Source organism: Piscinibacter sp. (assembly GCF_050175855.1).
In the GTDB taxonomy this organism is placed as follows: domain Bacteria; phylum Pseudomonadota; class Gammaproteobacteria; order Burkholderiales; family Burkholderiaceae_C; genus Piscinibacter.
Map to the genome: position 1 here is coordinate 1 of NZ_JBFXIO010000291.1, position 6,803 is coordinate 6,803.

Here is a 6,803-nt window from a genome sequence, read left to right on the forward strand (position 1 = left end):
GCGCCGCACCTGCATCGTCAGGTAGGTCACGTTGGCGGCGCGCGCCACGCCGGGCAGTCCGAGCACACTGCGCACGGCGTCGTCGCGCAGGCTCGACGATTCCGCGTAAGGTCCCTGCGTGTCCTGCTGCACCACCCACAGGTCGGCGCCGCTGTTGTCGAGCAGCGCCCGCGCGTCGTCCACCATGCCGCGGTACACCCCCGCCATGGTCAGGGTCACGCCGATCAGCAGGCCCAGGCCGATGCCGGTCAGCACGAACTTGCTCCAGGAGTGCAGGATGTCCCTGCCGGCCAGGCTGATCACGGCTGCCGCCCTGCGAGTGCGTCGACCACGGTGATGCGGCTGCGCTCGCCGAGTTCCTTCTCGCTGTGCACGACGACGGTCGTGCCGGGCTGCACGCCGTCGAGCACCTGGACCTGGCCGCCCAGGCTCATCTGACCGATCCGAACGGGTGCGAAGCGCAAGGTGCCGGCGTCGATCACCCAGACCCCGGTCTGCGCCTGCCGGTGCTTGATGGCGGCGTTGGGCAGCAGCACCGCCTTTGTGGTCGCCGGCAGCGACAAGGTCACCTCCGCCAGTTCGCCCACCGACAGGCCGGCGGGCACCTGGTCGAAGCGGATCTGCGCCATGCGCTCTTCGGTCACGCTGTCGCTGAGGGCCTCGACGCGGGCGACCTTCCCTGGGAGGGGGTGGCCCGGGTTCGAACGCAGCACGATCTGCGCAGGCAGGCCCACCGCCAGGCTGCCCGAGCGCGCCTGGTCCAGCCGCGCCTTGACCCACAACGACGAGGGCTCGATCACGCGCAGCACCGCCTGCCCGGCCACGACCGTCGAGCCAGGTTCGGCATCGCGGCTGGTGACCACGCCGTCGGCCGGCGCCAGCAGGCGCACGTTTGCTCGCTGCTGGCGCAGGCCGGCGCGTTCGGCCGCCAGGCGCTGCTGGTCCTGCCGGGCTGCAACCAGGTTGGCTTCGGCAGCGGTGAGGAGGGCGTCGGCCGACGCCTGCTCCTGCAACCGGGCCTCGACCGCGCCGGTGCTGATGAAGTTCTGCCGGCCGAGCTCGACGTAGCGGCGCGCGTTGACAGCCGCGAGTTCCCTGCGCGCCTGGGCGTCGCGACGCTGCGCCTCTGCGGCGGCCATGGCGCTGCCCGCGCGGGCCACCGAGGCGTCGAGTGCGGCGGTGCGTTCATCCAGGTCCACTGGGTCCATTTCGGCCACCGGCTGGCCGGCTTTGACCGTGTCGCCCACATCGACAGTCACCGAACGCACCCGGCCGGCCGTGGTCGGCCCGATCAGGTAGCTGCGCCGGGCCTCGACCGTGCCGATGCCGAACAGTTGTGGGGTGATCTGGCCCTCGGCCGCCTGCACGACCGTGACGCGGGTCGGCGCCAACGGCCCGGAGCGCATGACCACGTAGCTCATCGCTGCTATCAGCAGGATGCCGAGCCCGATCAGCGCAAGCCGGCGCGTTCCGATCGATGAGGCTTTCATCGCGCCTCCCCGAGACCGCGCCGGTAGAGGGCGAAGATGGCGTTGGCCTGCTGGCGCATGGCCGCGGGTTTGCCGGTCAGCATCGATTGCATGACAAGACCCTGGATCAGGCCGATGAAGCTGGTGGCGGCAGCCTCGGGGTCCAGGTCCGCGCTGACCTGTCGCTGTTCGATCGATTCGGCCAGTTGGCCGAGCAGCAGCTTGCGGTAGCCCTGGAGCACGCCACGCACCTCGAGCTTGGCCGCTGAGTCAGCAGGTTGCTGGAGCTCGTGGAAGATGAACCGAGGCACGCCCGGATGCGCGATGACGAACTCGACGTGCGCGCGGAACATCCCGGCCAGCGCGTCCACCGGCGTGGCGGCCTCTTCCGCAGCGGCCCGAACCTTGTGCAGCAGGGTTTCGCGGACCCAGCGCATGGCAGCCAGCCAGATGGCGTCCTTGGTGGGGAAGTGCTTGAAGACCGCACCCTGCGTGACGCCGATCGCCGTGGCGATATCGGCAGTGGTGATCAGCGCCGGGCTGCTTTCGCACGCCAGACGCAAGGCGGCCTCGACGATCTCGACCTGGCGTTCTTCGGTGGAGAGACGGGTCTGCATAGTGGTCGCGGCGTGTGGTAAGTCATCAACTACTTACCACTATACTCCGACTACGAAATACCCTGCGATGTATCGGCAAATGCGCGTCAGCCGCCACTGCGCGACAGCGGGTATATGCACCTGTCGGTACGGCAGGCTGCCCCTTGCTCCCGGCCACAACGCCTCGAGAGGTCTGACATGTACGGATTCGCCACCACACTCACGGGACTGTCCTTCGACGACGCCTTGGCCAAGACCACGGTGGCACTCAAGGCCTGGGGTTCGGCGTGCTGAGCGACATCGATGTCCAGCGCGCGATCAAGGAGGGGCTCGGCACCGACATACTGCCCTACCGCATCTTGGGCGCCTGAAATCCGCCGCTGGCGCATCAGACCCTGCAGGCCGAGCCGGACGTCGGTCTGCTGCTGCCGTGCAATGTGATCGTCCGCGAGGAGGCTCGCCTTTTTCTATCCACTGGTAGGCAGTTCGCCCTTGTTGATCGCCGGGTGGAGCCTGCTGTTCTTCGGCGAGTCGCTGGGAGCATTGGCCTGGACCGGCATCGCCATCAGCGTTCTGGGACTGGTGGCGATGGCCCTCATGGCGCGCGGCAACGACGAGAGCAAGGCATTGCCCTGGACGCTGCTGGCCATGCTGGCCATGACGGGGCGACTGCGACGCAGCGCGGGCCGGTGGATGCCCAGGGCCCGACCAGGTGCCATGGCACTGCTGGTGGGCAGTCTGTGCGTCGGCCTGGCCTACGCCCTGGTCATCCACGCCATGCGCACGCTGCCAGCGGCCGAGGTGGTGGCCTACACCAACACCGGCATCGTGCTGGCGACCGTGATGTCGCTGCTCGTGTTCCGCGAGCGTATGCAGTGGCGGCAGCGGGCCGTGGCGGCCGGCGTGGTCTGTGCGGGGCTGGCCTGCATCGGGGTGGGGCGGGCGCTGTAGGGGCGAGGGTCCGCCTGCGCTGGCGCGGCCTTGGGTGCTGGTCAGGCCTCGTGCCGCCCCTGGTCAGCCTTGCGCCAGTCCCGAGGCGCCACACCGTAGCGCTGCTTGAAGGCCTTGGACAGCGCCGTGGCGCTGCCGTAGCCCACCGCATCGGCCACGGCCTTGAGCAGTCCGCCCGCGCGCAGCTCGGACATGGCCAGCGTCAATCGCCAGTCGGCGAGGTAGCCCGCCGGGGTGGCGCCGGTGGCCTGCTTGAAGGCCACGGCAAACGCGGTGCGCGACATGCCGGCCTGCGCTGCCATGCGCTCCAGCGACCAGGTCTCGGCAGGCGCCGCGTGCAGCGCAACGAGCAGCCTGGCCAGCCGCGGATCCGCCAACCCTGAAATGAGGCCGCTGCCGATGCCGGCCGCGCCCGGGTGGTCGATCAGCCAGCGCAGCAGCTGGATCAGCACGACCTCGAACAGGCGGTCGGCCAGCAGCCGCGAGCCGCAGCGCACGCGGTCGGTCTCGGCAAACAGCAGGTCCAGCGCCGGCTGCAGGCCATCGACCTGATCCAGGGGGACGAGCACCAGGGCCGGCAGCGCGGCCACCAGCGGGTTGTGCTCGGCACCATCGAAGTCGAGCGTCGCACAGGTGAAATCCGAACCGTCGCGCGGTGGGTTGTGGAAGGTGTGCGCCACCGGCCGGGGGTAGAGCATCAACGTCGGCTCGTGCACGACAACGCGGCGCTTGAGGCCTTGCGCCCGGCCGTGGGTCACGACCAGCTCGCCCCGCCGAAGCACGTGCAGGAAGGCGCGGCCCGGCTTCGCCTCGAAGGCCGTCGTGCCGCACAGCGCGCCGGCGTGGAACAGGTGGGCGCGGACGCGGAAGCGGTCCAGCAGGCCGGAGAGACGATCGATGGACGGTGGTGCCGCGCTACCGGCAGTCTTGAACGATGGATTGCTTTTTACGTACGCCACAGCACCCATGGTACAGGCTCTGTGGACACACTGGCTGCGTTGCGCAACGACATCCGGGTCCTGTACCCGTCCCATCCCAAGACACGAGGAGTTGTTCATGAAGATGCTGAAACTGCTGCTTGCGGCCACCTCGCTCGGTGTGGTCGCGGATGCCGGAGCGGCTCCGCCGCGCCGTGACGTGCCCGGCTATGCGCTGGGCCAGGCAACGCTGGCCCGGGCACCCTATTCGATGGCCGACCTCACGGCACTGCAGAAGTCGATGCTGTTCGGTGCCGACGACGTGGCCGCGTTGCGCCAGAGCAAGGCCATCCTGGCCGACCAGACCGAGGCCATCCTCGATGTCTGGTACGGCTTTGTGGCCTCGACTCCCGAACTGGTGGTGTTCTTCGGCGACACCCGCAGCGGCCAGCCCGACGCCAACTACCTGGGCGCCGTGCGCAAGCGATTTGCGCTGTGGATCCTGGACACTGCCGATGCCACCTACGACCAGGCTTGGCTCGACTGGCAGTACGAGATCGGCCTGCGCCACAATCGGTTGAAGAAGAACAAGACCGACGGCGCGCATGGCCCGGCCCAGGTGGACTTCCGCTACCTGCCGGCGCTGACCATCCCCATCACCACGACGCTCAAGCCCTTCCTGGCCAAGAAGGGCGCTTCGGTTGCGGACGTCGAGAGGATGCACGCAGCTTGGGTGAAGGCCGTGCTGATGCAGGCCATCCTGTGGAGCCACCCGTACATCAAGGATGGGGAGTTCTGATGCCGTCGCCTGCGACGCCGCGGCGTGCGGGCACCGAGTCGCCAGCCGGGCAGTCCACTGGGCTGCCCGGCTGGCAGATCTCGCACTGGTTCAACACCACGACGCGCATCGATCTGGACGACCTTCGGGGGCGCGTTGTGCTGATCCATGCGTTCCAGATGCTGTGCCCGGCGTGCGTGGCGCACGGCCTGCCCCAGGCGCTGCGTGTGCATGAGGTGTTTCAGGGCGAGGCCGTGACGGTCATTGGGCTGCACACGGTGTTCGAGCATCGCGAGGTGATGGGGTCACCGGCCTTGCAGGCCTTCATCCACGAGTACCGATTGCCATTCCCGATTGGCATCGACCAGGCAGACGAGACTGGACCGCTGCCTGTGACCATGTCGCAGTGGGGTCTGCGTGGCACGCCGAGTGTCGTGCTGCTCGATCGGCAGGGCCGCGCGAGACTGCACCGCTTTGGGGTTGTCGACGATCTGGTGCTGGGCGCAGCGATCGGGCAGTTGCTGGCCGAAAGTCCGGCGGTCGCTGCCTCGGTGCTCCCAGATCGCGTCGGAACTGGCAAGGCACGGCCAGCATGCGACGGCGAGGGCTGTGTGTCGCAGTAACGCCAACACTCACGTCGACGGCCTGTCCCTCGGAAGGTGGAATTGCCGCCGCCAAGTGCCTTCGTACGAGCTTGCAGCCCGCCGTGCGGTGCACGTAGTACCCGCAATCCTCCAGAGTTGACATAAACATTATCGGGACTCGGTCTCCCTGCTGCGGATGTCTGCTCTTCAAGCGACCGTACTTCAGCAATGGGTCGGTTCCGGCCAGCCAACTTGACGAACAGGCCGCCATAGACCGGTCATTGGCCTCCGGCCCGATGCACGCCGGGGCGCAAGTACCGTCAGTTCGAAGCAAACTCGTCGCCCAAGATCGCGGCGATGTCCTGGCGCTCGCCCAGCAGCCGGACCACATCCAGGTACTCCCCGAGTTCGAAGTAGCACCAGAGCAGCGGGAACTTCGAGACCCGCCAGGTCCGAAGCCCTGGAATACCAAGGAGCTTTCCGAGCGTCGGCGAGCCGATCCCTGGGTCGAGTTCGATCTGGTCAAGCGCGGCGTTGGTGGCGTTGGCCAGCTTCACGGCCACGCGGGTGCCACCCTCCTTGCGGTAGTAACGGACTTCGCCCTGCTGATCGCGCAGCGCCTGCGGGCGCAGAACTGCAGGCTTCAATCGATCTCGCCGCGAGCGATCGCCAGAAGTTCCTTCTCGTCCGCCTTGGTGCGACGACGGCCGGGACCGGATGCCAGCCCTTCTTCGATGAGATCGCGAAGCCTTTTCTTGGCCTGTTCCTCCTGGTCGCGCCGGACCAAGTCGCGGATGTACTCGCTCGTGTTGCCGTAGTTGCCATCGGCGACCCGGTTGTCGATGTACTCCCGCATCGACTCGGGCAAGGCGAAACTCATGGTTTGGCGACTCATGGCGAGATCTTGGGCGGTTTGACAACGGTTGTCAACTCGCCTCGCTGACCGCGTTTCTCCAGGTCCAGGGATGCCGAAGCGTTCCTCGTCAGGAAGCCATCCGAGTTGCCTGGCCCGGCGTGCGCTGGATCAGCGCCGCAGCAAATTTCTCGACGCCGAATTTCATCGTGCCGCGGAAGTTGATGTGCGAGAAGTGAACTGGGCCGATGCGGCGCAGCCAGTCGTCGTCGACCGGGATCCCGTCTCGCTTGAGTCTCTCGACCACCTCATGCATCCGGGCGGTGTTCCAGGCCAGAACAATGTTCGTCAGCAGGGCGTGCGAACCGGAGATCGCCTTCATCTCGTCGCGACGCCTGCCACGCTCGGGCGCTACCTTGCCTGAGTACACGGCGCGCTGCAGCTGATGCACCGACTCACCCCGGTTCAGCAAGGTATGGATCTCGCGCCGGAAGTCCTCGATGCCGATGTAGTCGCACAGGAACACGGTTCGCAGCAGTCGGCCCAGGTGCTCCGCGGCCCGGTGCAGTGGATCCCCCTGAGCGGCCGACCCGAAGCGCTGCAACGCCAGCGTAGCGGAGACACGTCCCGAACGGATCGACGCCACCAGGCGCAG

At 67.6% G+C, this 6,803-nt stretch carries 9 protein-coding genes and 1 pseudogene; 3 read left to right on the forward strand and 7 right to left on the reverse strand.

Annotation, left to right across the window (positions count from 1 at the left end):
- The 3 genes and pseudogenes from AB7U92_RS19085 to AB7U92_RS19095 all read right to left on the reverse strand — a co-directional run.
- A pseudogene (locus AB7U92_RS19085) lies at positions 1–303 on the reverse strand (ABC transporter permease); the annotation flags it as partial.
- A complete protein-coding gene (locus AB7U92_RS19090) occupies positions 300–1,490 on the reverse strand; it encodes an efflux RND transporter periplasmic adaptor subunit (protein WP_428580579.1) in 1,191 nt (396 codons plus the stop codon). The gene AB7U92_RS19090 and the pseudogene AB7U92_RS19085, both read right to left, overlap by 4 nt.
- Positions 1,487–2,086 (reverse strand): TetR/AcrR family transcriptional regulator, encoded by a 600-nt coding sequence (locus AB7U92_RS19095; protein ID WP_428580581.1) that lies wholly within the window; start codon positions 2,084–2,086, stop codon positions 1,487–1,489. The genes AB7U92_RS19090 and AB7U92_RS19095 overlap by 4 nt, the downstream gene beginning before the upstream one ends.
- A 471-nt stretch (positions 2,087–2,557) precedes the next feature.
- On the opposite strand from AB7U92_RS19095, the gene AB7U92_RS19100 reads away from it, so the two are divergent.
- Entirely contained in the window at positions 2,558–3,016 is a 459-nt protein-coding gene (locus AB7U92_RS19100; RefSeq protein WP_428580583.1) for an EamA family transporter, read from the forward strand.
- 41 nt (positions 3,017–3,057) lie between these two features.
- Here the strand turns inward: AB7U92_RS19100 and AB7U92_RS19105 are convergent, their stop codons facing one another.
- Positions 3,058–3,915, reverse strand: a complete 858-nt coding sequence (locus AB7U92_RS19105; RefSeq protein WP_428580597.1) for an AraC family transcriptional regulator — start codon at positions 3,913–3,915, stop codon at positions 3,058–3,060.
- Between the two features lie 157 nt (positions 3,916–4,072).
- On the opposite strand from AB7U92_RS19105, the gene AB7U92_RS19110 reads away from it, so the two are divergent.
- Entirely contained in the window at positions 4,073–4,732 is a 660-nt protein-coding gene (locus AB7U92_RS19110) for a protoglobin domain-containing protein (protein WP_428580586.1), read from the forward strand.
- A complete protein-coding gene (locus tag AB7U92_RS19115) occupies positions 4,732–5,334 on the forward strand; it encodes a peroxiredoxin family protein (RefSeq protein ID WP_428580590.1) in 603 nt (200 codons plus the stop codon). Before AB7U92_RS19110 ends, AB7U92_RS19115 begins: the two co-directional genes overlap by 1 nt.
- A 281-nt stretch (positions 5,335–5,615) precedes the next feature.
- Here AB7U92_RS19115 and AB7U92_RS19120 read toward each other — a convergent pair whose 3' ends face one another.
- From AB7U92_RS19120 to AB7U92_RS19130, 3 genes are all read right to left on the reverse strand, one after another.
- Complete coding sequence (locus tag AB7U92_RS19120; RefSeq protein ID WP_374486774.1) at positions 5,616–5,942, reverse strand: type II toxin-antitoxin system RelE/ParE family toxin; 327 nt, start codon at positions 5,940–5,942, stop codon at positions 5,616–5,618.
- The gene (locus AB7U92_RS19125; RefSeq protein ID WP_374486773.1) at positions 5,939–6,190 is read right to left on the reverse strand and encodes a type II toxin-antitoxin system ParD family antitoxin; all 252 of its coding nucleotides are present in this window, start codon (positions 6,188–6,190) and stop codon (positions 5,939–5,941) included. Before AB7U92_RS19125 ends, AB7U92_RS19120 begins: the two co-directional genes overlap by 4 nt.
- 88 nt (positions 6,191–6,278) lie before the next feature.
- Positions 6,279–6,803 (reverse strand): Tn3 family transposase (locus tag AB7U92_RS19130; RefSeq protein ID WP_428580594.1); only part of this gene is annotated, 525 nt, incomplete at its 5' end.

Bases quoted from the DNA above. Each gene is read 5' to 3' on its own strand.
- AB7U92_RS19125 (WP_374486773.1), bottom strand. From the start codon at position 6,190: ATGAGTCGCCAAACCATGAGTTTCGCCTTGCCCGAGTCGATGCGGGAG.
- AB7U92_RS19110 (WP_428580586.1), top strand. From the start codon at position 4,073: ATGAAGATGCTGAAACTGCTGCTTGCGGCCACCTCGCTCGGTGTGGTC.
- AB7U92_RS19090 (WP_428580579.1), bottom strand. From the start codon at position 1,490: ATGAAAGCCTCATCGATCGGAACGCGCCGGCTTGCGCTGATCGGGCTC.
- AB7U92_RS19115 (WP_428580590.1), top strand. From the start codon at position 4,732: ATGCCGTCGCCTGCGACGCCGCGGCGTGCGGGCACCGAGTCGCCAGCC.
- AB7U92_RS19095 (WP_428580581.1), bottom strand. From the start codon at position 2,086: ATGCAGACCCGTCTCTCCACCGAAGAACGCCAGGTCGAGATCGTCGAG.